This is a genomic window from Actinotignum urematis (assembly GCF_051264595.1).
In the GTDB taxonomy this organism is placed as follows: domain Bacteria; phylum Actinomycetota; class Actinomycetes; order Actinomycetales; family Actinomycetaceae; genus Actinotignum; species Actinotignum timonense_A.
Window position 1 is genome coordinate 110868 of record NZ_JBOZBG010000004.1, and the last position, 26847, is coordinate 137714.

Consider the following 26847-nt stretch of genomic DNA (forward strand, 5'->3'; position numbering starts at 1 on the left):
TTGAAATGTGGACGCACCCCTTTATGGTGCGCGGGGCCACGGTCACCCTCACCGCGGCAATTGTATGCGCGGTCATTAGCTGCTGGCTGGTGCTCATCGGGTGGTCGCTTATGGGCGACGCCCTCTCGCACGCGATTCTGCCCGGCGTGGTCATCGCTTATGTACTGGGAATGCCCTTCTCCCTGGGCGCGGTCATCGCCGCCCTCATCGCAGTGGCACTGATTTTCCTACTGCGCTCCACCTCGCGAGTCAAAGAAGACGCCTCCATGGGAGCAGTGTTTACTTTATTCTTCGCGATCGGTTTGATCCTCATCAAACTCAATCCCTCCAATGTAGACCTCAACCACGTGATCTTCGGCGACCTGCTGGGCGTCACGCGCGCGGACATGATCCAGGTGGTGATTCTGGCCCCGCTCGCGCTCGCGATTTTGCTCTTCAAGCGCCGCGACCTGACCGCCTACGCTTTCGACCCCACCCACCTGCAAGCCATCGGCATCCGCGCCCGCAGCCTCGGCGCGATTTTGCTGTTCTGCCTGGCGCTCACGGTGGTCACGGCCATGCAGGCGGTGGGCGCGATCCTCATTATCGCGTTGGTGATCGTGCCGGGCGCCACGGCGTACCTGGTCACCAACCGCTTCCGCGTCATGCTGATTTTCGCGCCGGTTTTCGCTGCCGTGTGCGCGCTGGTGGGCCTGTACGTGTCCTACTGGCTCGACCTGCCCTCCGGCGCCGCGGTGGTCACGGCCCAGGGCATTATGTTCCTGGTGGTCTGGTTGATTTCCCCGCACGGATTGCGCGGCAAACTCGAGGGCGCGCGCACCCGCGCCGCGGTTTCTGCATAGCACGACGGCGCAGCTAGCTGGCAGCGGGCTTGCCTGCCAAGGGATGTTGCCTGGTCAAAAGTGTTGCTCAACAGGTGTGGCCCGGAACCTTCGCGGTTCCGGGCCACACCTGTTTGTAGCTGGCTATGCGCTGCTTAGCTGGGCGCTGTGCCGCGCCTGGATGGGCGTTACTTAGCTATGCCGGCGCCGTACCAGCAGACCGGTTCCCGCCAGGGCGAGAGCGCCAGCCAGCAGCCAGACACTCTCCGCGCCGGTAGCGGGCAGCTTCTTCTTGACGACGCGGGCGGGCTTGCTCGGCGCCGTCGGTTCGGCCGGTGCGGTGCTCGGGGCCGCAGGTGCGGCTGTCGGCGCAACGGTCGGTTCGGTGGTCGGAGCAGCTGTGGGCGCGGTCGGTGTAACGCTCGGTTCCGTGGGCGCTACCGTTGGGGCAGCAGTCGGATCAACAGTCGGGTCTGCCGTCGGCTCGGTGGTCGGTTCCACCGTTGGATCAACAGTCGGTTCAACCGTGGGCTCCGGCGGGATCGGAGTTCCCGGGGTGAGCGTCGCAGCCTTCTGGGTGAAGCTCACCTGCGCGTTGAGAACAGTGCTGCTCCCATCGGCAAAAGTCACCTTGATCGGCAGCTCGTGAGTTCCGGTGGCAGCGTCCTTCCCCATCGTCACGGTGAGTGCGCCGTCGTTCGGATTAACCACAACATCCCAGCCCTTCGGCAGGGTCGCGCCGTCATTGAGCGCGTAAGCACCGTTCACGCTGAGCGCGGGCGTGACCGCAGCGCCGTTCGCATCCGTGAAACTCGGGGCGGGCACGTTCACGGTGACCGGATCCAGATTCTCGCGCGCGGCGGAGGCCGGCTGGTAAGCAGCGTTCACCGCGGTGACGGTGACCTGCGCCGTTGTGGACACAATATCTTCCACCCAGGTACCCGCGGCGTCCTGCGTTTTCACGGCGCGCTTGTAGGTGACCGGGTAAACGCCGGGCGTGGCGGTATCCACCTGGGACGCGTCGATAATCACGCGGGTGGGAATGCCGGTACCATCCGGGGCATCGTAATTCGCGGTGGAATAGGTGATGACCTGCTTCGCATCGGTGAGCGCCTGCGGATCGCGGTCGCTCGTGAGGGTGGCCAGGTCGAGGTTGCCCGCCTGCGCTGCCTGCTCCGCGAGGCCGCGGATCGTGCTCAGCTGAGCGCGGGAATTGTAAGCACTGTGTTGCGGAATCGTGATATCGCTGGCCTCAATAACCTTGACCAGGCGCACATGTGCGTTGGAGAGCTCCGCGGCGAGCGGGGCATAAGCGCCTTCGTTCATCGCGATGGGATTGCCCTGGGCATCCACGAAACTGGGCTGCTGGGCGGACATCCCGTAGGTGTAGACCGGCATGATCTGGTCAGCGGTTGCCCCAACCGAGTAACCCTTATCGCGGATCGCATCCCGAATCGGCATGAGGTCAATCTGGTAGGAATTCACCGTGGCCGTTGAAATCTTCGAGATCATGCTCTCGTAGCCCTCGCATTGCGAGCGTAGCCCATTGGCGTAGGTGGCCTGGTACTGCAGGTTGAAACCGTCAGCGAAGGGCACCTTCTTCTCGGCATTCACATCCCGGTGCTTCACCGCGGGCATGGCCTGCTGCACGGCGAGGGGAACCTGGGTGAAGGGGCCGGAGAGGTCGCTGTAATTAGCGGCATCGGATTTTTCTACCGCCACGAACTTACCGGTGGTGCCGTGCTGGCTGGCAGCAGCGCCGTTATCGGGCTGCGTGAGCGGAGTGAAACCGCGGAAGCGGATAATCCGCTTATACCCTTCGGCCTTCTTCGACATAGCTTCGCCATAGTCGGTTCCAGCCAGAACCAGCTTGTAGTTCTGCAGTGAAGCAACTGGTGTCAAGCCGGTAAACGTAGCCGGGTCTTGATTAAACTTGAGCGGAACGTCCACCGTGATCACATCATCCGGGCCGGTAGAAGCCGGGAGGATGCCACGGATCCACACCGTTGCCACGTTGCCCCAATCCGCATCGGTCATCATATCGAGGGTCTTTTGGGTGCCGTCCTTGAGGATGAGCCAGATGGTGACTTTGGAGGATACGCCGGAGGTGGTGATGAATTCTTTGAGCTTGGGGCCGTCGACGACGAAACCCGACGGTTCGGATTGACTGCCAGTGGTATCGTACTCGGCATCGCCATCGCGCAACCCGACCTGGTAGTTGAATCCGTAGAGGGGAGAAGCGGTATTGTTACGCACTTGGATTCGTGCGGTGAGCTGGGTTGTTTGCGTGAGGTCAATGAGATTGTTCCGCATGCACTTTAAACGCTTGAGCGGATCCACGCGAGGGTCAACAGGCATCGGGAAATTATTCGAAACCGAGCCGTCGGCGGCGCGCAGTTGCATGCCTACGCTGAATTTTGCGTCTTTACCGTTCTTATCTTGCGGGGTGATGAGGCTGCCATCACCGACTGCCAGGCCCGAAACGATGGCCGGGCTGGGGTTATCCGCTGTGGGAACGTCCGCCACGGCGAGTGGGGCTACGATTCCGCATCCCAGGACCGTGAGGGCGGATAGTGTTCCGACAGCGAGCTTGCGCATCTTTGCCATGATGTCCTATCCAGAGTTGTGGTTACTTATGCTTCTAACCCTAAATGAAATTTAGTGTTAGCTAAAGCGATCTTGATAGGACAATGTTCAAGTGGTGCGAGTTGGGTGGATGGTTGGCGCGGGGAGGGGCTGGGTAGGGCTGGGTGTGAATCGGCGGTGCTGTGCGAAAAGGAGGCGTGAGGCGGGTGTGCGTCGTCGTAAAAAGGTATAAACTCAAATTATTGAGGTGACAAACTTCGCGCAAGGGTGCGGGGAAAGGGGTCTCCTCGGGTATCGCGGTAGTCGCGAGAAGGGTGCACGGTCATGGGCGTTATTCGGGGCGTGACGGAAGAAGATATTCTCGCGTTTCTTCGCGAGCACGGCATTGAGGCGGGCGCGAACTACCTGGTGGTGCGCAAGTATAGAAGTTTCTTGGGCAGAATTGGCAAGCTCCTGGTGTCGAACCTGTGGAATGCAATCGACGCGGCGGTGATCCGGGTGCTGGTGGTGACCGATGCCGAGTTTATTGTGATCAATCCGGAGGGGAAGTCGGGGCTGTCGAATATTTCGCGGGCGGACGGCGAGCGTTTCCGGCGGTACCCGTGGGAGAGCGTGATCGATTTTCATGTGGAGCGCAAAGCCACTACCGCGCTTATTAGCTGGACCGCGGAGGGTAAGGCGCAGACCTGGGAAGCGGATATTAACCATCCGGGAGTTTTCAGTTTCAACCCGGTCAATTTGCCGGCGTTCCTGAAGCATTCACGTTAGGTTGGTTTTGCGGCCGGGCTTGGGGCTTCGGGCTTGAGCGCGGAAAAAGAAATTGCTCCCCACCGGGATTTGGGTCACCGAGGAGGAGCTTCGCGCGCTCGAAGGGATTCGAACCCCCGACCTTCTGATCCGTAGTCAGATGCTCTATCCACTGAGCTACGAGCGCACAGTCACGAGGTGGCTACCACAAGCTCCTCAATAAAAAATTGAGGAGGCGAGCGATTAACCCGCCTCGTTTTGCGACAGATAAGAGTTTACCGCGTTCCCCGGCGAGAGCAAAATCTACAGGCCAGGTGCGTTATGTTTCACATCTGGCCTGGCTGGGTTGCGGTCAGTGCTGGGTAGTGGCGGCGGGTACGCTGCCTGGCTGCGCAAGCGTATTCAACGAGACATGGCCGGAAAGCTCTCGCGATCTTGCGCGGTCAATGCTACTGTATGTACAAAGTAATGTTGATTGCGCGTAGTGGGGTGGTTGTGGTGGCAAATGTATCTTTCCGGACGGATGATGAAACGAAGGCTCAGGCTGCGGAGTTATTCCGTGATCTCGGGTTGGATATGAGTACTGCCATCAATATGTTTTTGCGGCAGTCGATTGCCAGCAACGGCATTCCGTTCACGCCGCATCGCGGGAACTCGGCCAGTGCCGTGGCGAGAGCTGAAGTTGAGTCCCGCACCGGCGCGTCGTTTAGTAGCGTCGCTGAGCTGATGGCGGATCTCAATGAGGCTGACTAGCGTCTTCCGTACGAATCAGTTCAAGCGCGATGCCAAGGCGCTGTTCAAGAAACATTACGACGCCGCAAAGCTGGCGAAGGCTATCGAAGCGTTGATGAGGCAAGATCGCGATGAGCTGCGCACGCGGTATCGTGACCATGCACTGCAGGGAGGTTGGAAAGGCTGAAGTGTGTGCATCTCCCATTGCTTTTCGGCAGCTGTCCAAGTAGATTGACTAGTGATAGACCCCCGGTCAGGCCTCTAGCTTTTAGCAATGCACAAATGACCGGGGCCTTTCTCTACAGGCAGGTTAAAGGCGCCTCGGAGAGTGGTGGAAACAAGACTTGGTGCGAATTGGATGTGTTCTCGCCGGAGAAGCCGGGGTTCGGCCCGCTAATTCACGTATTCCCCTCGAAATGAATCGCTGAAACCCTATCATTAGGCCGCAAAACGGCGTAGTGCTCCCTGGCGGGTCATGCCGAGCGTGTCACCAATGGCTTGCCAAGTGCGCCCATTTTTTCGGGCATGTGTGACTGCCTCATCAAGTGCGCGTTGTGCGATTTTGATCCGAATTTGTGCGGCAGCTATTTTTACTAGCTCTGGATCCGTGATAAGCCGTTCGGGATCAATGTCGGCGTCGCTTTCAATTTCGGCAAGTAGTTCGTCGTCCGTCCTCATTGTTATAAGCCTTTCCGATCAAGAAACTTTCTCCGAGCCTTCATCGCGTGAAAAATGTCCCCGTTGTCGTTTACTGCGACTTCAAGGAGTGTTCCGTCCCGACCGCCGCCGATGAATATGTCGTATCCATCACCTTCGTAAATGTACAGAGGGTTACGTATGGCATGTTCCATATCGTCGGGGGAAATGCCATGCCTGTAAGCGCTCTGCTTGATATGCACAGCTCAATTCTAAGAACTGATCAAAAAGCATGTCAACAATTCGTACCAAGGTGGCACTTGAAATATTTGCCTTACATTGGGTTCCAATTTAGTATCGGATTGGGGACATTCCGTCCGCGGAGAGTAAGGGATTCGAACCCTTGGTGCGGGGTCGCCGCACAACGGTTTTCAAGACCGTCTCATTCGGCCGCTCTGACAACTCTCCAAGCAGCGCCGCCCACGCAGGCTGCAAAAGGATAGTTTAGCGTAGTTTCGCGCGCTGCCACACCCGCCTGGAGTCTACATCGGAATGCGACAGCGCTGCGGTGCTATCTATAGCGCCGCCACCTACACCGCCGGTGCCGCCACCTTGAGCTCCGGCCCGAACGTGCCCGCGGTCCCAAAGTGCCCGACTAGTCCAAACTCACCCACCGGCGTGAACTCCGGCAGCAGGATGCGCTCCATGAGGTGCGCATCCATATCCGCCGAGTGGTTACCGGAATGGGTCATGCCGGTGTCCTCGAATCCTTGGCGAGCGTAGAAGCCTCGCAGCGGGCCCACGCAGTCCAGGCGCACCCGGTCGTAGTCGTAGGTGACGGCCAGCTGGGCCATTGCGGCCAGGATGGCCCTCCCGGCGCCCTTCGCCGCAGCGGCCGGATTGGCCATGAGGGTGTGCAGGTAGAGGGCGGGCATATCGTCGAACCAGATGAGCGGGTCGGAATGCAGGGCCCGCACGGCGGCGGTGATGGTGCCATCGGCCGCGCGCAAAGCCCAGAATTCGCCGGCGTCTACCTGCTCGGCGATTTTCCACACCGGCAGCGAGCCGAGAGGCCATTGGCTGTTGCCGGCGGCAGCCATAGTTTCTTCAATGGTGCGGCGGATGGTGGCGAGGGTGGGGATGTCCTCACGCGTGCACCGGGTTAGGCGAGTCAGTTGAGTGGTCATGAGAGTCGTCGTCCTCCGCAACTCGGTCCCACAGGGGAAATTCGGTCAGGAATTAGCCAGCGCTTGGTATGTATCAGGCAAACATGCGCTGCTGTTAGGTTGGGTTGGGGGTGGCGTCGTCGTACTGGACGAAACACCGGGGGTGTCACGCGGTCATGGGCCGCTGAACCTCAGCGTAAAACAAGAAAAGTCTTCAGTGCAAGCTCTAGTAACGGTCAAGAATCTGTATCGTTGCTGTACGCGAACAGCTCGAAACGCGGGTGGTACCTCCCGGCCTCGCTTGCTGCACACAGGATTTTACACAGCGCGGCGGCCCTGTCAAAACGTGGTGTGCACCACCGGCACCTGCCTCCGTTTCAAGAAGGGCGACGACGCCGCGCCTCCCGCCCACCAGCCCCGTTATTCCGCGGAAAAGTCCGTGGCAGCAGCCCGGCGCCGGGCCCGCGGCATTAAGTCTGACAACCACATAGGATGGTGCCATGACTTCTCTACATAAGGACCCGCACAATGATCGTGCGCAGGCCACCGCGCCCAGCGCTGGCGCCGCGGCTGGCCGTTCGGCCCGCGCGCTCGTCACCCGTACCACCGACCGTGATTTCCGCATCCCGGCCGTGCTGCATCGGGATAACCAGCTGACCGTTTTCTTCGACGAACGCCCGCATCCGAGCGGGGATTTTGACTGGGAAAACCTGGGCGGGGCGATGGCCGCCGACCTGCCCAATCCCAACCGGATTTGCTATATCACCGCTGAGCTGCCCGCCGATGCGGGGGCGAATGCCGCGGACTCGGAAGCGCCTGCCGCGGGCACCCCGCTGCGCGCGCAAGACCTCGACTTTTCCGCGCCGCGCCCGGTTCCGGGAACGCCCGCGGTGTGCGGGGATCCCTGCGTGGCCGGTGCGCCGGTGCGCAGTGCTACGGGCGCGGATGCCGCAGCGCCAACCGCCGCCGGGAGCGATGCCGGGAACTCTGATGGGAACGACGCCGGCATTACCCTGGCCTATGCCGCCTCCGAGGAAATTGGCTACTTCGGCTCGCGCTTTGACGGGCCGCGCCTGGAAGCTTGGATTGCCTGGGGGACCAGCCTCGACTCCCTGACCCATACCCGGGTGGACGACGAGCTCTATAGCGAGCTGCGCTGCGATGGCCTCTTCGCCACCTCCGGCTCCACCCCGCTGCTGGGCGATACCGCGCTCCTGCCGTATGTCACGAACCGCGGCGGGGAAGCCGTGATCTACGTGGTGCACGTGCGCGCGGGCCGGATTGTGGCGATTTCCGAACCGATCCGCCCGGTCGGCACCCCCGGCCTGGACGAAACTACCCTCGAGGTGAGCGGCAGTGAGGTCATCGCGAATATCCGCCTCCAGGGCCGCGGTGGGCGCGTGGTGGCGCGCTCGAGCGACGGCCTGAGCTGGTCCGCGCCGCAGCCCCTCAGCCTCCCCGATCCGGGATGCAATGCCAAGCTCATCACCTGCGGAGATGGCACCGTCCTCATCCACCCGCATTCGGATACCGCCCGGGAGAACGGCGCTATTGTCGACGACGCCGGACGCCTGCTCCGCTCCCTGGGCCCGGGCGAATTCGGTTACTCCGACGCGGTGTGGCTATCGGATAGCCTCGCCGTCGTTTTTGAACGCGAGAACTCGCTCTATCTCGACCTTATCCCGGGCCGTGAACTGCGCTAACTAAGCCGGGAACGTACCCGCGCGGCACGCCACGCAACGGGGCCGGGTGAGCTGGAAATCCAGCCCACCCGGCCCCGGTTTGTATCTCGCTTCTCGCGCCGCGAGGTGCTTCTCGGCGCGAGGCGGGAAGCGCTTAGCGCCGCACGCCAGGCGTGTCGATGCCGTCGCCGTCCCAGTCACCGATGATGAGCTGGTCGCCGGGCTTGCCGTAGGCGACGCTCATCACGGTATTGCCCTGCGCATCGGCGGTGTAGATGATGTTGCCGCGGCGCACCCCAACGGTGTCCACGCCGTCGCCATCCCAATCACCGACGATGACCTCATCGCCCACGCGGCCGAAGCTGAAGACAGCGTCCGCGTTTCCGGATTCCAGGGAGTTCTTCACGAAGAACTGGTTGCCGCGCACAGCCGCGAAGGTTGCGATGCCGTCGCCATCCCAATCACCGGAGATGAGGGTATCGCTAGCCTTGCCGTAAGCGATAACGCTATCGGCGTTGCCGCTGGTCAGCGAGTTCTTCACGAACACCTTATTGCCGCGGATAACCGCGAAGGTGGACTTGCCGTCGCCATTCCAGTCACCCACCGCGACCTTGTCGCCGGCCTTGCCGTAGGAGAATACGGTGTCGGCGTTGCCGCCGCCCAGGGAGTTCTTCACGAAGAACTGGTTACCGCGGCGCACGGCCACGGACTTGCGGCCATCTCCGGTCCAATCGCCCACGAGGAGTTCGTCGCCGGCGCGCCCATAGGAGAAGACGAGATCAGCAACTGTGGACGTCCACGAGTTCGAGAGGAAGTTGGAGTTTCCGTTGGATTCGGGAACCGCGGGCTCGCTGGGCTCCGGGCTGGGAGTCGGGCTCGGGTCCGGAGTACCCGGAGTCGGTTCGGGCGAGGGCGCCGGCTTATCGGGCGTCGGATCCGGCTTGGGGCTCGGATCGGGAGTACCCGGGGTGGGATCGGTACCCGGCGTCGGCTCAGGACCCGGCGTCGGCTCCTCGGTACCGGGCGTGGGGCTCGGCTCGGGGCTCGGCTCCACGCAGGTATCGGAAACCTCGGTCATCTTGTACACGGCGATTTCCGCGGCGGAGGCCAGGGAATCGGCGGTGCGCCCGTAGGTACCGGTAATGCGCAGGCGCAGGAACTTGGTGTCCTTAGTGTCCACGAAGAAGGTTGCGGGCTCCGGCGAATTCTCGAAGGTGCCTTCGGCAATCTTCACCGCGCTCTCAGCGTCCTTACCGGCCCACAGTTCGGCGGAGCGGATGCGGCCGTTATCCCCGCCGGCGCTGCGCGGATGCACATCCACTCGGCCGATATTCTCAGCCTGGGGCAGGGCCAGATCAATATCCAGCGGCAGCGTGATCGTGGAGCTCCACGGGCTATGCCAAATGGTGTTGAGATCGCCGTCGAAGAGGTTATCGGTGCCGTTATCCTCCCGGGCGGTTTCCGCCGCTACCTCGTTAGCGAGCTTCACGCCCGGCACGTAGACCGGCCGCGATTCGCATTCGCGGTTGATGAGGGTGACCTCGGCGAAGCCATTGGCCGCCACCTTGTCACCGGAAGTAATGCGGAACGGGATGGTCTGGTTACCGTCACCGGCCAGCACCTTCGCGCCGATGGTCACCGGCACCTGCACAACGCGGGTCTCCCCGGCCTTGAGGGTGCCCAGCTCCACGGCTTCGGCTTCCCAACCAGCGGGCAGCTCACCGGGGGTGGCCACCACGCCAGCAAGATCCTCGCTGCCCATATTGGTTACCGACAGCGGAATCGTGGACTTACCGCGATACACCTTGGCGTTCTCCGCGGGGACCGCGGAAACAGGCAGGGAGTTCAGCCAATCCAGGGTGAAATGCGCGTAGAGCATGTCATTGTTATCGCCCTCGTAGAAGATGCCATACCGGCCATCATCCATGGCCCACATCGTGGAGTACGACATGGCACCTTGCTTGAACTGCTTACCAACTGACCACGTGCGTCCGTCGTCGTACGAAATACGCACGAGGCCGTTCGAACGCGAGGTCGCGGACGACGAAGAATAAAGCAAAATCTTCGCCTGTGCGCTGCCTTCCGGTGCGTTCGGGAACGCGCGGATAATCGAGGCGTTATTGCGCGGGTCGGGCAGCTGCCATTCGACCTGCATCGGGGTGTAGGTCTGGCCGCCGTCCTTCGAGAAGGCGACCTTGCGGGCCATAATGCCGTCCGAGGACCGCGAGTTGAGCATGACGGTGCCGTCGGAGAGCTCCACGACCTTGTTCTCGTCCATGTTGCCGTAGACCGGCTGGCCGGGGGTCCAGGTGGCGCCGTTGTCGTCCGAGTAGACGGAGACGGCGGCGTAGCCCTTGCCGTTCGGCATGGTCATCGTGAACTGCTGGATGAGGCGGCCCTTATGCGGGCCGTACTTGAGCTGGATACCAGCGCCAGAGGCCGCGAAGCGGGAGCGGATATTTTCATCGAAGGTGATGTCCTTGGTGATGAGGCGCGGCTTCGACCAGGTCTGGCCGTTGTCATCCGAGTAGACCACCTGCGCGTGCAGGGCCCGCCGGTTATCCGGATCGGTGCCCGGCTGGGAATCCTGGAAACGCACATCGTAGGAGAACACCGAGAAGAGGAAAATACGGCCAGTTTCTTCATTCACCACGAAGGAAGGATCGGAATAACCGTACTTGTCATTGCTATGGATGGTTCCGTGACCTTCCAAGACTTCTGTGGGTACACTCCACGACTTACCGTTGTCCTTGGAAATGCGTAGGACGATGTGGTTCGGGTTGGGAGAATCCGCGCAGGAGCCCGGGCGGCCGTCGTAGGCCGCGAGGATCCAGCCGTTATTCGCCTGGGCGAGGGCCGGGATGCGGTAGCACGTGTACTTGTCGCCTGCGTGCGCCAGGCGCACGGTTTCCATGTCCTTGCGTTCGGTGGGAACGGTTGCCGGATCAGGCTGCTTACCAATCTCCTCGTTGAGAACCTGGATGGCGGGCAGTTCGGCGCGGATATTATCCTGAAGCATCTGGGTTCCATCGCGATCCTCGGTAGCGCGGAAGACCACGTAAGGGGTGAAGGTGCCCTTCTTTGCGTCTTCTGCCGTTACTTTGTAGGTAATCGAGGAGCAACCCTGGGTATCGCCAGCCCGCAGATCACCCCAACGGCAGTTGGGCCTTTCCGTGGTGAGGAACCGGGAAAGGTTGGATTTGTAGGGGAAAGCGGTGATCGTACGATCAGAAATATTCGTATAGGTAACCTTGAAGTTCAGTTCCTGGCCGATACGAACGGTGTTTCCGCCGTCATCAGTGCGTTCGAACTTCACTGTCATGTACTTCTGCGCTTCGGGAACCTCGCCTTCACGATTAACGAGTTGGGTCGACGTCGCAGCGTTGACACCCACCTTGCCCTCAGCGTTAATGACGAAGTTGACAGTAATAGGTTCCGAATTCGCAGGTGCGTAATCTGCGATGGTGACCGGAATATTGACAAGGCGGCTCTCCCCTGCGGCGAGCTTTCCGATCCGTACCGGTTCGGCAGACCATCCGCGTGGGAGCTTGCCGGGTGTGAGAACGGGATCGGGAATTTCCGCAGTGCCCTTGTTCGTCACCCGCATCTTGAGAGTTGCCTCTCCGCGGTTAACGACCGTGGGTTCCGGGGTGCTCGTGATCGGGAGCGCGTCTAGCCAGTCCAGCCCGAAGTGGGCGTAGAGCATGTCATTGTTGTCACCTTCGAAGAAGATGCCGTACTTGCCATTATCCAGCGCCCACATCGTGGAGTAGGCCATAGCACCCTTCTTGAACTGCTTGCCCACTGACCAGGTTTTTCCGTCGTCGTACGAAATACGAATGAGGCCGTTGGAGCGCGACCGAGCCGACGAGGAAGAGTAGAGCAGGATCTTCGCCTCATCGCTACCCTCTTCCGCATCAGGGAACGCGCGGATGATTGAGGCGTTATTGCGCGGGTCGGGCAGCTGCCACTCCACCTGCATAGGCGTGTAGGTTTCGCCTCCGTCATGCGAGTACGCAACCTTGCGAGCGAGCGTGCCGTCGGAGGAACGCGAGTTGAGCATGACGGTGCCGTCGGAGAGTTCCACGACCTTGTTCTCATCCATATTTCCGTAGACAGGCTCCCCGGGCTTCCAGGTGTCGCCATTGTCATCGGAGTACACGGACACGGCCGCGTAACCGCGACCCGGGACGGTCATGGTGAACTGCTGGATGAGCCGGTCCTTGTGGGGGCCGTACTTGAGCTGAATACCCGCTCCGGAAGCGGCGAAGCGGGAACTAATAGCGTCATTGAAAGTGATGTCTTTGGTGATGATGCGGGGCTCAGACCAGGTTTCTCCGTTGTTGTCGGAGTAGGACACTTGCGCATGCAGCACATTGCGCGCCTTGGGATCGGTTCCGGGCTTGGAATCCTGGAAACGCACATCGTAGGAGAACACTGAGAAGAGGAAAATGCGTCCGGTTTTCTCATTCACCACGAAGGACGGGTCAGAATAGCCATACTTATCAGGGCTATTGAGGTGGCCCTTACCCTTCAAAATCTCCTTGGGTTCAGTCCAGGACTTTCCGTTGTCCTTGGAAATACGCAGGGTGATGTGGTTGGGGTTAGGGGAGTCCATGCATGAATCGGGCCGGCCGTCGTAGGCCGCGAGGATCCAACCGTTATTCGCCTGAGCGAGAGCCGGGATGCGATAGCAGTAATTCGGCTTATCTCCCGCTCGAGCCAGAGGCACGGTTTGCATATCCTGGCGATCAGTGGGGATGGTTGCCGGGTCCGGCTCCTTCGGAGCCTGCTCGTTGATGAGGGTTACCGACTTTAGTTCTTTCCGGATTCCATCTTGGAGAACTTTCTTGCCGGCGGTATCGGCTGTAGCTTGAAAAACTACGTAAGGGGTGAAGCTGCCGGTCTTCGCAGCTTCGGCGGTCACCGTGTAGCTGATGCTGGTGCAGCCTTGGGTTTGACCGGGGCGCAGGTTTCCCCAACGGCAGTTCGGTCGTCCGGTAGTGAGGAAACCGGATAGATTCGAATCGTACGGGAAGGCGGTGAAGGTCTTGTCCTTAGTCAGATTTGTGTAGGTCACCGCAAAGGTCATCTTTTGGCCGATGCGGAGCTCGTCCCCGTTGTTGTCAGTGCGCTCAAATGTAACCGACATGAGTTCGGGCGCAGAAGTTTCTGAAGCGCTCGGTTTTTCCGCCCCCGAAGCTTCGGTGCTCTCGGCGGATCTATCAGTAGTTTCGGCGGCTCTATTAGTAGGTTCAGTTGAGCTTTCGCTGTTTTCTGGCGCGCTCTCCGCGGCGAGAGCGCTTGACGTGCCTGATTCTAATTCGTCAGCAGTGAGGGCCGGCTGCGCAGTCTCGAGGACTTCCGCTGCCTGAGGTTCGGGCTGCGGGGGCGTTTCCCCCGGGCTGGCCCACGCTGTCAACGGCGTGACCGTGAGAGCAACCGTGGCCGACAGTGCCACGAATGCACTCCACCCACGCCGGGCGCGAGGAGTTGACATTGTGCTGTTACCTTTCTGGCAGACATCATCGTCTCGTCTGACGCTATTGTCAGACAACAACGAAAATAGCACAGCAACTCCGCGCTTGGAAAGTTATTGTCAGACAATAATGTCCAGTGGAACACCGTGCTGGTCACATAAAGCATCGTTTCGGTGCGAGTAGCGGCCGCGGTGGGTCCATTTCTCCGCACTTCGGTACGACGGCGCAGCTCAGTCGGCACGTACTTCCGCGATGAAGTTCAATGCCCCGGTAAGAATACCTGGCATGGCCAGATAGCGCTCCGCCGGGGCTCCGCTACAAGCCTATCGGGATGGGAATGCCGACACAATGATTCTGGATCACGCCATAATTCGTAGTTGGGAGCTGAGGGATAAAAGGGTGCGTGGGCAGAGGGTACTCGGGTTACTGGCCGTAAACAGAGATCCAGCCCACTCCCGACCGAAGTCGAGGCGGGCTGAACGATTATGTATATTCTAGCCAACTATGGGATCCATGGACAAGATGCGCTCCCGCCTCACAACACCCCGGAAACCCGCGAGGTTGGATCCGCAATATCGGCAAAGGAGGCGGCCCGCTGCGCCCGCGCGGCAATATCCGCGGCGCGCTCGGCTCGTTCGGCCCGCTCAGCCTCGCGCTGCTGGGCAGCGGCCTGAGCGGGCAGCGCCTCCGGCGGCGCTTCCGGATCCCCACAATCTCCGAGCGCACTTTCCGCACTTTCCGCACTTTCCGCACTTCCCGCGCCGTTCCCCCCGGAACCCCCGGAATTCGCCCGCTGCTGGGCGGCCTCGTGGCGGTCAATAATCATATTGAGGGGCCGGTAGTGGTCAATGACCGCCCCGCGATACGCGAAAATATCACCATCTTCGGCGGCTTGAATAATACGTTTATGCGCCTGAGCGGTTTCTAGGAGAAGTTCATCGACGTCGTCGTTTAAATCGCGCAGCGCAATAGAGTGCACCACCCACAGTGCCGTGACCATCTCCAACGCGACCTCGTTATCGAGCGCGGACGTCATCGCAATATGGAATTCAATATCTTCGTGCTGGAAGTTTTCCCCGCGCAGCGCTTTTTCGGTCATCCGCGCCACGATGTCGTGCAGATTATCGTGATGGGTGCCCGACAGCGCCCGCACCACGCCTTCCGCCATCCCCAAGTCCAGGTATTCGCGCAGCTGAGCCACGCTCTCCACCGCGCCCGTGCCCGCACCGGCCCGCGCGGAGGAGCGCAGCAGCAAGGATTCGACCAGCGGGGAGAGGGACATATTCGCCACCTGGGTGCCCTTCCCGCGCTGCGAGGTGACAATATCCAGCGCGGCCAGCTTGGACAGCGCCTCGCGCACCGAGGAGCGCGAGACCCCCAGCTCGCGGCACAGCTCCGCTTCGGTGGGGAGCTTCGCGCCGGGTTGTAGGCGTTCTTCAATAATTCGCTGTTTCAAAGCGTCCATGACCAAATCGGCGCGATCCGAGCCGGAACGGGGGTGGCCGCCGGTGACCCGCATAGCGCCCTGCGTGGCATGTGACTGCGCGTCGTCGGGCATCATGACACCTAAGGTATCGGAAAACGGATGTTTTCAAAAGATGTGCGCAGGAATATTGAATAGGGTCACGTTACGCGTGGTATCGCGCAGGAACGACGACGCCGCACAGCTGCTCACGCACCCATATCTCAGGTTCATCACAAATTGGTCACAGTTTGCTCACAAGCCAGATATCGGGCTTGCACAAAGTTGTCAGACAATCTAGAGTCATAGCTACGCGACGCTAAAGATGGTTGTCGCACGCGAAAAAATAGCGGAAATTCGGCAGTGAATTTCCGGAAGAACTCAAAGGAGAGGACACTTCAATGACACGCATGAAGTGGGGCGCCAAGGCCACGGCCGTGCTGGCCGCTGGTGTGCTGGCGCTGTCCGGCTGCGGTGGCGGTGGATCTGACACCGGCAAGAGCGGTGGAGATGCACCCGAGAAGGCCGCAGTTCCCTCGGGACAGCCGGCAAAGGGTGGCACCATTCGCGCGGCGGCCGCCTACGAATCCAATAACTACCATCCCTCGTCCACCTCGTCCGCGCTGGCAACCGGCGCGAATATGCACGTGGTGGAGGGCCTGTACGAACTGGATTACCACGATTACAAGCCCTACCGCGCCCTGGCGAAGGAAGATGCTCCCACCAAGGTGACCGATACCCAGTACGAAGTTTCGCTGCGTGATGGCGCGAAGTTCTCGGACGGCACCCCGGTGACCACGGACGATGTGGTCAAGTCCTTCGAGCGGTCCACCGCTGAAGGAAATATCTACCTGCCGATGCTGAGCTTCATCGACAACGTGCAGAAGAAGGATGACACGACCGTCACCATCAACCTCAAGCATCCCTTCTCGCTGGTCAAGGAGCGCCTGGCCCTCGTCAAGATCGTTCCCGCCTCGATGAGCGATGATGATCTGACCGCCAAGCCCGTGGGTACCGGCCCGTGGAAGTACGACGAGATCACCAGCGCCCACATCAAGTTCTCCCCGAATGAGAACTACAACGGCCAGTTCCCGGCCACCGCGGAAGCGATGCAGTGGGAGATCCTCAAGGACGACACCGCTCGTACCACCGCTTTCCAGCAGGGCACCGTCGATGTTATCGAAGCTGCCCCGGCCGATGCCGAAGCTCTGATCAAGGGCGCCGGCGGCGTGATCGACGCGGTTCAGGGCTTCAACCTGCCCTTCCTGCTCTTCAACACCAAGAAGGCTCCGCTCGATAACAACAAGGTGCGCCAGGCGTTCTTCTACGCCATTGACACCGACAAGCTCATCTCCAACGCCCTCTCGGGCAACGCGAAGGCCGCCAAGTCCTTCCTCCCGGAGAGCCACCCGAACTTCCACGAAGCTTCCACGGTCTACACCTACAACCCGGAAAAGGCCAAGGAACTCCTCAAGGAAGCCGGTGTTGAGAACCTCGACATCAAGCTGCTGACCACCGATCACCCGTGGATCACCGCTCTGGCTCCCCAGATCAAGAACGACCTGGCTGCCGTCGGCATCAACGCGACCATCGAATCCCAGGCTTCCTCGGCTCTCTACGCCAATAACCTGGACGTGGACAACCCGACCTTCGATGTCACCCTGGCCCCCGGCGATCCCTCGGTCTTCGGTCAGGACCCCGACCTCCTGCTCAGCTGGTGGTACGGCGATAACACCTGGACCAAGAAGCGCACCCAGTGGGGTGGCTCCGAGAAGTTCAAGGAACTGCACCAGTACATGGATAAGGCTGTCACCCTTGAAGGCGACGCCCAGCAGCAGGAATGGAACAAGGCCTTCGATCTGGTATCCGAAGAAGTTCCGCTCTACCCGCTCTTCCACCGTCAGATGCTGACCGCGTACTACCCGGACAAGGTCACCAACTTCTCCCCGATCTCGACGACCGGCCTTGATTTCATCAACGCTGGCGCCGCGGCTGGAAAGTAAATAATCGCGTGACTCAGCGCTGACGACACGCGCGGCGCTGGTTCAAAGAACACACGGTAATGCGAGGGCCGGGGGTGGTGTAAACCCCACCCCCGGCCCGAGCTTTGCCCAAATACTCCCTCAAATAGTCAACGCGGGGCGCCGCAGCCCCGAGGAGATATTGCAGTGAACAACCTTCTCAGACTCATCGGGCGCCGCCTGTTGGTGCTTCCGATCATGGTTCTGGGCGTTGCCTTCCTCGTCTTCTTCCTGATGTCCTTCTCTAAGATCGATCCGGCCTATTCGGCCCTCGGTGAAGGGGCATCTGAAGAAGCTTTGGAAGCCTACCGTCAGGCCATGGGACTCAATGATCCCTGGCTCGCTCAGTTCTGGAACTTCCTCGTCAACTTCGTGCAGGGCGACCTGGGCACGTACGGCGCCAACCAAGCTTCGGTGGCCGAGCGCGTGGGTGAGGCCTTCCCCATCACCATGCAGTTGACCTTCCTCGGCCTTATTATCGCCGTTATTCTCGCTTTCGTCTTCGGTGTCATTGCCGCGCTCTACCGCGACAAGTGGCCCGACAAGATCATCCGCGTCTTCTCCATCGCTTTCATCGCAACGCCTTCCTTCTGGCTGGCCGTTCTTATGATCCTGGCGTTCTCCGTCAATATGCCTCTGCTTCCGGCATCCGGCGCGCTCCCGGCTTTCAGTGAAGACCCGGCCGGTTGGTTGGCGCGCATGGCGCTGCCCGCTATCGCCCTGGGTGTCCCGGTGGCCGGTTCCCTCACCCGTGTTATTCGTACCTCGATGGTGGAGGAACTCGATAAGGACTACGTGCGTACCGCTATCGGTGCGGGTATCCCCAAGCGCGTGGTGGTGTCCCGCAACGTGCTGCGCAATGCCCTGATCTCCCCGGTGACCGTGCTCGGTCTACGTATCGGCTACCTCATGGGTGGCGCTGTGGTTATTGAAGTTATCTTCAACATGCGCGGCATGGGTATGGCTATCCTCGAAGGCGTCCAGCAGAACTACCCCCTCCTGGTGCAGGGCGTGGTCCTCGTGGTGGCCTTGGCCTTCATCGTCGTCAATATTGTGGTTGACATGCTTTACGTGCTGATCAACCCGCGTATCCGGGAGGTCTAATCATGAGGCGTAAACTCACGGAAAAGATGGAACGCCCCGGTGTCCGGTTTAAGCGTTTCCGCAATATGACCCGCGGCGCCCAGCTGTGCGTCGTCGTTCTGGTGCTCATTGCCCTCGCGGCCGTTTTCGCACCCCTTATTTCTCCGCACGACCCGCAGGCAATTGAAGTTGCCCGCCAGGCACCGAATGGTGATTTCCTCTTCGGTACTGACGAAAAGGGCCGTGACATTCTCTCCCGTATGATCTACGGTGCCCGCTACTCGCTGGTTATCGGCTTCGCCGCTACCGCTTTCGCGCTCTTCTTCGGTGCGATCTTCGGTGCGCTGGCGGCGGTCTCCCGCAAGTGGATCTCCGAAGTGATCATGCGCTGCATGGACATCATCATGTCCTTCCCCGGCATCGCGCTGGCCGCGGTGTTCGTCTCGGTATTCGGCAATACCCTGCCCGTCATCATTATGGCGATCGGCTTCCTCTACATTCCGCAGATCACCCGCGTGGTGCGCGCGAATGTTATGAGCGAATACGGTGAAGATTACGTGCGCGCGGTCATCGTTTCCGGCGCGCGGGCTCCCTGGATCCTCATCAAGCACGTGGCGCGCAACTGTATCGCCCCGGTCATGGTGTTCACCACCGTGCTCGTGGCCGACGCTATTGTTTTCGAAGCCTCGCTGTCCTTCATCCAGGCCGGCATCGCCGAACCCACACCCACCTGGGGTAATATCCTCGCCGACGCTCGCGGCGGCGTGCTCCTGGGCCGGTGGTGGCAGGCGCTCTTCCCGGGCCTGGCCATTATGATCACGGTGCTCTGCCTCAACATCCTCTCCGAAGGTCTCACGGACGCCATGGTGGCGGCCCCCAAGGCCGCGGCCGTTCCCGATAACGTGGACGCGAACGCCAAGCGTGAAGAGGACCGCCTCCTCGTGGATCCGGTGGCCGCTTACGCCGCCCAGCACGATGCGCTGGTCCAGCGTCTGGAGGAACTGCGCCAAGCAGAAGAACGGCGTACCGACCGCTTCGAACCCACCTCGCAGGAGGCCCCGGTTATCGAAGTGCGCGACCTGTGCATCAAGTTCCCGCGCCACGGCGATGTCAACGTGGTGGACCACGTGTCCTTCAATGTGCGCGCCGGTGAGACGATGGGTCTCGTGGGTGAATCCGGGTGTGGTAAGTCCATTACCTCCCTGGCGATTATGGGCCTGCTCGATAAGTCCGCCGATATTAGCGGTGAGATTATGTTCAACGGGCAGAACCTCCTCGAGCTCACCCCCAAGCAGCACAACGAGCTGCGCGGGCATGAGATTGCGATGATTTACCAGGACGCCCTGTCCTCCCTCAACCCGTCCATGCTCATCAAGGCACAGATGAAGCAGCTGACCAGCCGCGGGGGCACTCGCACCGCCGAAGAGCTCCTCGAGCTGGTGGACCTGGATCCCAAGCGGACCCTGGAGTCCTACCCGCACGAACTTTCCGGTGGCCAGCGCCAGCGCGTGCTTATCGCCATGGCGCTCACCCGTGACCCGAAGCTGGTGATCGCGGACGAACCGACCACCGCGCTTGACGTGACGGTTCAGGCCCAGGTGGTGGAGCTTCTCAACCGCCTGCGCAAGGAACTCGGCTTCGCGATGGTCTTCGTGTCCCACGATCTGGCGCTCGTTGCGGAAGTGGCCCACTCGATTACCGTCATGTACGCCGGTCAGGTTGTGGAGCAGGCATCCACGAAGGAACTGCTCACCGACCCGCACCACGAATACACTCGCGGTCTGCTCGGTTCCGTGCTTTCCATCGAAGCGGGCGCCGGCCGGCTCCACCAGGTGCCCGGCACGGTTCCCTCGCCGCGCGACTTCCCGAAGGGCGATCGTTTCGCCCCGCGGTCCTCGCATCCGACGGTGGGCCTGGACACCCGCCCGATTATGAAACGTGTGGGCGAGACGTGGCACTTCTACGCCGCCCAGCCCGACGCTCCGGACCCGGCCACCACCAACCTGGTGCCCAAGGAATCGCTGCGCGCGTCCAGCGCTGCCGAGACCGCTACCGGCGCCGCAGCTCACACTGCTGGCGAAGCCGCCGATGGCGCAGCCGGCCCGGATGCCCAGAAGTGACGAAGGAGGAAAGATCATGACAACTCTGGATACCGAAGCTCGTCACGCTGCCGGTGCGTCCGTAGCGGACCGGCCTACCCTTTCCGATGTACCGATTATCGAGTTGCGCGACGTTGACGTCACCTTCCGCACCCGTACCGGTTCCATCTTCAATCCGAATAAGGTGCGCGCCGTACGCGGCGTGAACCTCTCCCTGATGCCCGGCCAGACCATCGGTCTCGTTGGCGAATCCGGTTCCGGTAAGTCGACGACGGCGAACGTGATGTGCGGACTCCAGTCCCCCACAGGCGGCAAGGTATTTTTCAAGGGTGAAGAAGTCACGAAACGTACCGCTGCCCAGCGCCGCCATATCGGCCGCGTGGTCTCGGTGGTGTTCCAGGATCCGGCCACGGCGCTCAACTCTCGTATGACCGTACGTGACCAGCTCCTCGACCCGATGACGGTCCACAAGATCGGCACTCGCGAGGAACGCTACGGCCGCGTGGAAGACCTTATCGGCATGGTGGGCTTGCCCCAATCGGCGCTTGACGCGCTGCCCGGGCAGCTCTCCGGTGGACAGCGTCAGCGCGTGGCTATTGCCCGTGCGCTGGCTGTGGGCCCGGACGCGATCATCGCGGACGAACCCACCTCAGCCTTGGACGTGTCCGTGCGCGCCCAGATCCTCAACCTGCTCACCGATCTCAAGCGGGATCTGGGGCTGGCGATGGTTTTCATCACCCACGATATTCAGACGGTGCGTTACGTATCGGACAAGATCGCGGTGATGAATCACGGAGAGATCGTGGAATGGGGAGACGCCAAGGACGTGCTCCACAATCCGCAAAATGACTACACGAGAACCCTATTGGCAGCGGCGCCCTCGCTGCTTCACCCGAAATTGGAGGCATAGTCCCATGTCAGATCCTCGTTTCCGCGGCGTTATCCCCCCGACAGTCACGCCGCTGACCGAAGAACGCGAACTCGATAAGGAGTCTTTCGCGCGCTCGCTCAACCGGATGCTCGACGCCGGAGTACACGGCCTGTTCGTGCTCGGCTCAACCTCCGAGGTGGTGTTCAGCACCGATGCGCGGCGTCGTGAAATCCTCGAAACCGCGGTGGAAGTCGCTAACGGGCGTGTTCCGGTGCTCGCCGGCATTATCGATATGCAAACCGAGCGCATGATTGAGCACGCGCGCGATGCCCAGGCCATCGGGGTGGACGGCATCGTCGCAACGGCGCCCTTCTACGCGCTGGGTGGGGAAGCGGAAATTGAAGCGAACTTCCGCTACATCCGCGATGCTGTGGACCTGCCGCTTTTCGCCTACGACATCCCGGTGTGCGTGCACAAGAAGCTCTCCATTGACCTGCTCATGCGGTTGGGGCGCGAAGGCGTGCTGACCGGTGTTAAGGATTCTTCTGGCGACGACGTTAACTTCCGCTTCCTGCTGGAGGAGAACAAGGCCGCCGGTAACCCTCTCAATATCCTCACGGGCCACGAAGTGGTTGTGGATGGCGCCTACATGGGCGGGGCGGACGGATCCGTTCCGGGCCTGGCCAATGTGGCACCGCGCCCCTACGTGGAGCAGTGGGATGCCGCGCAGGCCGGGGACTGGAAGCGCGTTGCTGAATTGCAGGACGAGCTTGCCCATCTCATGCGCATCGTCATGGTGCCCAAGGGCGTGCAGGGCTTCGCCGCTGGCGTGGGCGCTTTCAAGGCGGCCATGAAGGAACTGGGGGTTATCGCCTCTAACCAGATGCCGCGGCCCGTCAAGGCCCTCGAAGGTGAGAACGTCGAAGCTATTCGCGGCGTGCTCGCCAGCTGCGGGCTGCTCTAAGGAGCACTCATGAAGGTAGCACCGTTCCAGCCCGGCTCCGAGTTTTCGCTGCTCGGGCTGGATATCGGGGGAACCAAAATCGCGGGGGCGGTGGTGACCTTTGCGGCCACCGCCCCGGGCGGTGCCGCGGGCGCGGGCGCCGGTCACGCGGGCGCTGACCGCGCGGCCGGTATCCCGGTCGCGGGTGGAGCGGGCGTGGAGCCCGCCGCGCTCCCGGCCCCGCGCATCTCCCTCGAAGCCAGTATTCCTACCGAAGCGCGGCGCGGCGGAGCGCGCGTGCTGGCGGATATCGCGGATTTCGCGGAACGCCAGATCGAGGCAGCCAGCGCCGCCGGAACGCCGGTGCGCGGAATTGCTATCGCCAGCGCCGGGGTGGTGGACGTGGAGAGCGGATGCATCGCTTCCGCCACGGACACCATGCCCGGCTGGGGCGGTCAGCCCCTCGGCCCCCATCTTGCCGAACGCTGCGGCCTGCCGGTGCGCGTCCTCAATGACGTGCACGGGCACGCACTCGGGGAAGCAACCTACGGGGCGGGCGCCGGCGCGCGTACCGCACTCGTGATCGCGGTGGGAACCGGGCTGGGCGGCGCGGCCGTGATCGACGGGCGCATCCTCTTCGGCGCGCACGGGGTGGCCGGCCACTTCGGCCATATTCACCATCCCTACGCCGCCGGGCTGGTGTGCTCCTGCGGGCGCGATGGCCACGTGGAATCAGTGGCCTCGGGCAGCGGTGCGGCCCGCCTCTACGCCAAGCGCCAGGCCGAAGCCCACGTGGAGGGCGCGAGTTACGCTGCCGCGGCAGCGGCTTCCCTCACCGGGATCGCCGATGTTCCCGAAAGTGCCTACCTGCGGGCCCCGGGCGCGCAGCGCCCCGTCGTCGTACGTGGAGGCCGGGAACTGAAAGCCCTCGTGGACGCGGGCGATATGTTCGCGCGCGAGGTGTTCACGGACGGTGCTTTTGCGCTCGGGCAGACCCTGGGCGGGCTGGCGAATTCTTTCGACCCGGACGTTATTATCCTCTCCGGCTCGCTCGTTCACGTGGGCGAGTTCTGGATGGACGCGCTGCGCGAGGGCTACCGGCGCGATGCCATGGTGGGCACCGCCGCGACCCCGATTGTGGAGGGTAGCCTGGGATCGCAGGCCCCGCTGATCGGCGCGGCCGTTCACTTCTTGCACACCGCGGGCTAGCGCGGCGCACGCTACGGCCGGCCCGGACCGCGCCCCAAGCGCACCGAACCGCATAACTACACCTCTGCATTTCTCGTTATAACTTAGGAGTTACCGTGCATCCGATGATCGAATCTCTCCGCGGGCACCTCGTCGTGTCCTGCCAGGCGTACGTGGGTGAACCGCTGCGCCACCCCGAAACGATGGCGCAGATGGCCCTCGCCGCCGAGCGCGGGGGAGCGGCGGCGATTCGCTGCCAGGGCCTGGCGGATATTTCCGCGATTAAAGGCCAGGTGGAAGTGCCTGTCATCGGCCTGTGGAAAGAGGGCCACGAAGGTGTGTTCATCACCCCGACCCTGCGCCACGCCCGCGCCTGCATCAGCGCCGGCGCCGATATTGTGGCCCTCGATGCCACGTCCCGCCCGCGTCCGGACGGCTTGAGCTTCGCGGAAACCGTGGCTGCTCTTCTGGACGACGGCGCGCTCGTCATGGCGGACTGCGGCTCGATTGAGGATGCCCGGGCGGCGGCCAAGGCCGGCTGCCATATCCTCGGCACCACCCTGGCGGGCTATTCCGGGGATCGCCCGAAGACCGACGGTCCCGATATTGACCTGCTGGCCCAGATGGTCGCGGAATTCCCGGAGATCCCGGTGGTCTGCGAAGGGCGCATCCACACTCCGGAGCAAGCGCGGGCTGTCATGGAAGCTGGCGCCTGGGCGGCCGTCGTCGGAACTGCTATTACGCACCCAACCACGATCACCACGTGGTTCCGCGAGGCCGTCGAAAACTAAAACTTCACCAGGGTCCCGCGCAACCGAAGCGCGGGGCCGCGAGCACTGACCACTGCCGCGTTTCACGTGAAACGCGCCCGGGAAAGGACGAACTCATGCATATCGGAATTTTCGCCACCGCGGAAGAAGCCTCCCGCGAGGGCGCACGCATTATCCAGGATCTTTTCGCGCGTGACGCGCACGCGACGCTCGGGGTGGCCACCGGTTCCACGCCGGATCTCCTCTACGCGGCGCTGCGCGAGGCCCACGCGGCCGGCGAATTTGACCTCTCCGGCGCCAAGGCTTTTGCCCTGGATGAGTACGTGGGGCTGGATCCGGAGCATCCGGAGTCCTACCGCAATGTGCTGCGCCGCAACCTCGTGGGGGACGATAAGACCGGCCTGACCGAGGAGGGCCTCAATACGCCCGATGCGCAGAACCCGGATCCGCAGGCCGCGGCCGCCGACTACGATGCGAAGATCGGCGCGGCCGGGGTGGATCTGCAGATTCTCGGGATTGGCGCGGACGGCCATATCGGCTTCAACGAGCCGGGCGGCTCGCTGGTCTCGCGCACCCACGTGGAGGCGCTGGCCCCGCAAACCATCAAGGATAATGCGCGGTTCTTCGACGGCGACGAAGCGGCCGTCCCCACCCGCTGCATCACCCAGGGCCTGGGCACCATTATGGAAGCGAAGAAGCTGGTGCTTTTCGCTTTCGGTGCGAATAAGGCGGATGCGGTGCGCGAGCTGTGCGAAGGCCCCATCAGCGCCTTCTGGCCCGCCACGATTATCCAGATGCACCCGGATGTCACCGTGCTCCTGGACGAAGCGGCCGCCGCGCAGCTCAAGCTGACGGACCTGTACCGCGCGCGTTGGGAGATGATCTAAGTGTTTTACCTGGGGCGCGTTCTCAACGGGTACGGCCGCGAGGTTGGGTACGGTATTGAGATCGACGACGCCGGTACGCTGGCTCGGCTGCTCACCGCTGAGGAGGCCGCCGCGGTAACCGCGGGGCTGGCGGCGGAACGGGAGTCGCGCGGGATCGAAGCTCGGGCCGCGGAGGCTTTCGGGCTGGGCGCGGATAATCCGCGGGTGCGCCGGGCGCATGTTATTACTCCGGGCCTCGTGGATATTCACTGCCATGGTGGTGGGGGCTTCGCCTTCCCGGATAACTATGCGGAGGAGGAGATCGCGACCGCGATCCGCACTCACCAGCGCGGGGGGACCACGGCGATGTTCGCTTCCCTGGTGTCGCTGGCGGATCCGCTCCCGCAGATCGAGGCGCTGGTGCCGTTCTGCGAGCGTGGAGAGCTGGCCGGTATCCACCTGGAGGGCCCGTATATTTCGCGGGAGAAGTGCGGGGCGCAGAACCCCGAGGTGATCCGCGCGGTGGACGAGGCCGAGCTGCGTTCCTGGCTGGAGGCCGGGCGCGGTTGGATTAAGACGATGACGGTGGCCCCGGAAGCGGAGGGCGCCCAGCGCGCCGCCGAGCTGCTGCTTGAATATGGCGGCAAGCCGTCCTGGGGGCATTCCCACGGGGATGGCGCGGTCACCCGGGCCGAAATCGCGCGCACCCTGGAGATAGCGCGGCGGCACGGGTACACGCCGCTGGCGGTGCTTGCTGGGGCTGGCACGGGAGCCGGTTCGGGCGCGGGCGCGGATGCGCGGCAAGCCGGTGGCGCCGGGACTGTCGCCGGTAGCGCCGTCGGGCAGGAAGCCGCACAAACTGTCACGCATCTTTTCAACGCGATGACCGCTTTTACGCACCGGGCTCCCGGCCCGATCCGCGAGTACATTCAAGCGGCGCGCCGCGGTTTCATCAGCGCGGAAGTGATTGCCGACGGCTACCACGTGCATCCCGACCTCGTCGAGGATGTGGTGGATTACCTTGATGAGCCGGATCTCGGGGCCGGGGCGTCTGGGAGCGCGGGCGCGGGCCAGCTGGGTATTCCCGGGGCTTTCTTCGTTACGGATTCCCTGGCCGCGGCCGGTATGCCTCCCGGGAAGTACACCCTGGGCGGGCTCGCGGTGGAAGTGCGCGACGGCGCCTGCTACCTGGAAGGTACCGATACTTTGGCCGGGGGTGCATCGGTGCTGGCCGATCAGGTGGCCCTCTTCGCCGGGCGCGGGAAGCTGACGCTCCCGCAGCTGGTGCGGGCCACGGTGGCCGGACCGGTCTACGCCGGTGGCGCCTGGGATGCTCCCGGTGTCACGGTGGACTTCACCCCGGGCAAGCCGGTCAATCTGGTCGCCTGGAATGAGGCGATGACCCCGCTGGCGGTTGTTCGCGAGGGAGTGGAAATCTCCCACTCCTAGCCATCGGGTTCCACGCCGAGGAGCACGGGAGTTTCTACGCCGGAACTCCGTGAGGCTCCGGTATGGCATACCTTGGCCGTCCAACGCTGGGATCCGCGGGGTTCCACGCCGGAACTCGCCGATGGTCCACGTTGGAAGCATTCGCGGGTACGGCAGCACCACAAGCCGGGAAGCGTTCACTGCCTCCCTCGGGCAGGATCGGGCGTGTCGATCCTGCCCCTCTCCACGGGGCGCGGGCTCAGGCC

Annotated in this window: 20 protein-coding genes and 2 tRNA genes; 14 read left to right on the top strand and 8 right to left on the bottom strand. The window is 62.3% G+C overall.

Annotation, left to right across the window (positions count from 1 at the left end; translation table 11 throughout):
- The first annotated feature begins 5 nt into the window (after positions 1-5).
- On the top strand, positions 6-842 hold the full coding sequence (locus ACRQDJ_RS03735) for a metal ABC transporter permease (RefSeq protein WP_035277154.1): 837 nt from the start codon (positions 6-8) through the stop codon (positions 840-842).
- Positions 843-1013: 171 nt separating this feature from the next.
- Here the strand turns inward: ACRQDJ_RS03735 and ACRQDJ_RS03740 are convergent, their stop codons facing one another.
- On the bottom strand, positions 1014-3428 hold the full coding sequence (locus ACRQDJ_RS03740) for a YPDG domain-containing protein (RefSeq protein WP_101595557.1): 2415 nt from the start codon (positions 3426-3428) through the stop codon (positions 1014-1016).
- Positions 3429-3731: 303 nt separating this feature from the next.
- Between ACRQDJ_RS03740 and ACRQDJ_RS03745 the strand changes: the two genes are divergently transcribed.
- The gene (locus ACRQDJ_RS03745) at positions 3732-4175 is read left to right on the top strand and encodes a hypothetical protein (RefSeq protein WP_087070228.1); all 444 of its coding nucleotides are present in this window, start codon (positions 3732-3734) and stop codon (positions 4173-4175) included.
- A gap of 93 nt (positions 4176-4268) precedes the next feature.
- Here the strand turns inward: ACRQDJ_RS03745 and ACRQDJ_RS03750 are convergent.
- Positions 4269-4341: transfer RNA gene (locus ACRQDJ_RS03750), tRNA-Arg, on the bottom strand.
- Positions 4342-4622: 281 nt separating this feature from the next.
- Here ACRQDJ_RS03750 and ACRQDJ_RS03755 point away from each other — a divergent pair.
- Together ACRQDJ_RS03755 and ACRQDJ_RS03760 are read left to right on the top strand one after the other, a co-directional pair.
- Positions 4623-4907, top strand: a complete 285-nt coding sequence (locus ACRQDJ_RS03755) for a type II toxin-antitoxin system RelB/DinJ family antitoxin (RefSeq protein WP_051278520.1) — start codon at positions 4623-4625, stop codon at positions 4905-4907.
- The gene (locus ACRQDJ_RS03760) at positions 4894-5073 is read left to right on the top strand and encodes a type II toxin-antitoxin system RelE/ParE family toxin (protein WP_087070229.1); all 180 of its coding nucleotides are present in this window, start codon (positions 4894-4896) and stop codon (positions 5071-5073) included. The genes ACRQDJ_RS03755 and ACRQDJ_RS03760 overlap by 14 nt, the downstream gene beginning before the upstream one ends.
- A 251-nt stretch (positions 5074-5324) precedes the next feature.
- Here ACRQDJ_RS03760 and ACRQDJ_RS03765 read toward each other — a convergent pair whose 3' ends face one another.
- From ACRQDJ_RS03765 to ACRQDJ_RS03780, 4 genes are all read right to left on the bottom strand, one after another.
- Entirely contained in the window at positions 5325-5564 is a 240-nt protein-coding gene (locus ACRQDJ_RS03765; protein WP_180948677.1) for a hypothetical protein, read from the bottom strand.
- A gap of 2 nt (positions 5565-5566) precedes the next feature.
- Complete coding sequence (locus tag ACRQDJ_RS03770) at positions 5567-5785, bottom strand: hypothetical protein (protein ID WP_087070231.1); 219 nt, start codon at positions 5783-5785, stop codon at positions 5567-5569.
- Between the two features lie 117 nt (positions 5786-5902).
- Positions 5903-5990: transfer RNA gene (locus tag ACRQDJ_RS03775), tRNA-Ser, on the bottom strand.
- A 122-nt stretch (positions 5991-6112) separates the two neighbouring features.
- Positions 6113-6709, bottom strand: coding sequence for a GNAT family N-acetyltransferase (locus ACRQDJ_RS03780; RefSeq protein WP_087070232.1), 597 nt, complete (start codon positions 6707-6709; stop codon positions 6113-6115).
- A 479-nt stretch (positions 6710-7188) separates the two neighbouring features.
- Here ACRQDJ_RS03780 and ACRQDJ_RS03785 point away from each other — a divergent pair, with 479 nt between their 5' ends.
- Positions 7189-8391, top strand: a complete 1203-nt coding sequence (locus tag ACRQDJ_RS03785; protein WP_087070233.1) for a sialidase family protein — start codon at positions 7189-7191, stop codon at positions 8389-8391.
- A gap of 133 nt (positions 8392-8524) precedes the next feature.
- Here the strand turns inward: ACRQDJ_RS03785 and ACRQDJ_RS03790 are convergent, their stop codons facing one another.
- Together ACRQDJ_RS03790 and ACRQDJ_RS03795 are read right to left on the bottom strand one after the other, a co-directional pair.
- Positions 8525-13870, bottom strand: a complete 5346-nt coding sequence (locus tag ACRQDJ_RS03790; protein WP_101595555.1) for an exo-alpha-sialidase — start codon at positions 13868-13870, stop codon at positions 8525-8527.
- Positions 13871-14385: 515 nt separating this feature from the next.
- On the bottom strand, positions 14386-15411 hold the full coding sequence (locus ACRQDJ_RS03795; protein ID WP_087070235.1) for a FadR/GntR family transcriptional regulator: 1026 nt from the start codon (positions 15409-15411) through the stop codon (positions 14386-14388).
- A gap of 302 nt (positions 15412-15713) precedes the next feature.
- Between ACRQDJ_RS03795 and ACRQDJ_RS03800 the strand changes: the two genes are divergently transcribed.
- The 9 genes from ACRQDJ_RS03800 to ACRQDJ_RS03840 all read left to right on the top strand — a co-directional run bounded on the left by ACRQDJ_RS03800 (position 15714) and on the right by ACRQDJ_RS03840 (position 26602).
- Entirely contained in the window at positions 15714-17315 is a 1602-nt protein-coding gene (locus tag ACRQDJ_RS03800) for an ABC transporter substrate-binding protein (RefSeq protein WP_435717790.1), read from the top strand.
- A 165-nt stretch (positions 17316-17480) separates the two neighbouring features.
- Positions 17481-18437: an ABC transporter permease gene (locus ACRQDJ_RS03805; RefSeq protein ID WP_016441972.1), complete on the top strand. Its 957-nt coding sequence runs from the start codon at positions 17481-17483 to the stop codon at positions 18435-18437.
- A 2-nt stretch (positions 18438-18439) separates the two neighbouring features.
- Complete coding sequence (locus ACRQDJ_RS03810) at positions 18440-20536, top strand: dipeptide/oligopeptide/nickel ABC transporter permease/ATP-binding protein (RefSeq protein WP_375712901.1); 2097 nt, start codon at positions 18440-18442, stop codon at positions 20534-20536.
- A gap of 16 nt (positions 20537-20552) precedes the next feature.
- Entirely contained in the window at positions 20553-21425 is an 873-nt protein-coding gene (locus ACRQDJ_RS03815) for an ABC transporter ATP-binding protein (protein WP_016441970.1), read from the top strand.
- A gap of 4 nt (positions 21426-21429) precedes the next feature.
- Positions 21430-22350: a dihydrodipicolinate synthase family protein gene (locus ACRQDJ_RS03820; protein ID WP_016441969.1), complete on the top strand. Its 921-nt coding sequence runs from the start codon at positions 21430-21432 to the stop codon at positions 22348-22350.
- Between the two features lie 9 nt (positions 22351-22359).
- The gene (locus tag ACRQDJ_RS03825; protein WP_284897163.1) at positions 22360-23538 is read left to right on the top strand and encodes an ROK family protein; all 1179 of its coding nucleotides are present in this window, start codon (positions 22360-22362) and stop codon (positions 23536-23538) included.
- A gap of 95 nt (positions 23539-23633) precedes the next feature.
- The gene (locus ACRQDJ_RS03830; RefSeq protein WP_284889973.1) at positions 23634-24308 is read left to right on the top strand and encodes an N-acetylmannosamine-6-phosphate 2-epimerase; all 675 of its coding nucleotides are present in this window, start codon (positions 23634-23636) and stop codon (positions 24306-24308) included.
- A 95-nt stretch (positions 24309-24403) separates the two neighbouring features.
- Positions 24404-25174: a glucosamine-6-phosphate deaminase gene (locus ACRQDJ_RS03835; RefSeq protein WP_284897161.1), complete on the top strand. Its 771-nt coding sequence runs from the start codon at positions 24404-24406 to the stop codon at positions 25172-25174.
- Positions 25175-26602: an N-acetylglucosamine-6-phosphate deacetylase gene (locus ACRQDJ_RS03840; protein ID WP_435717792.1), complete on the top strand. Its 1428-nt coding sequence runs from the start codon at positions 25175-25177 to the stop codon at positions 26600-26602.
- Positions 26603-26847 lie beyond the last annotated feature (245 nt).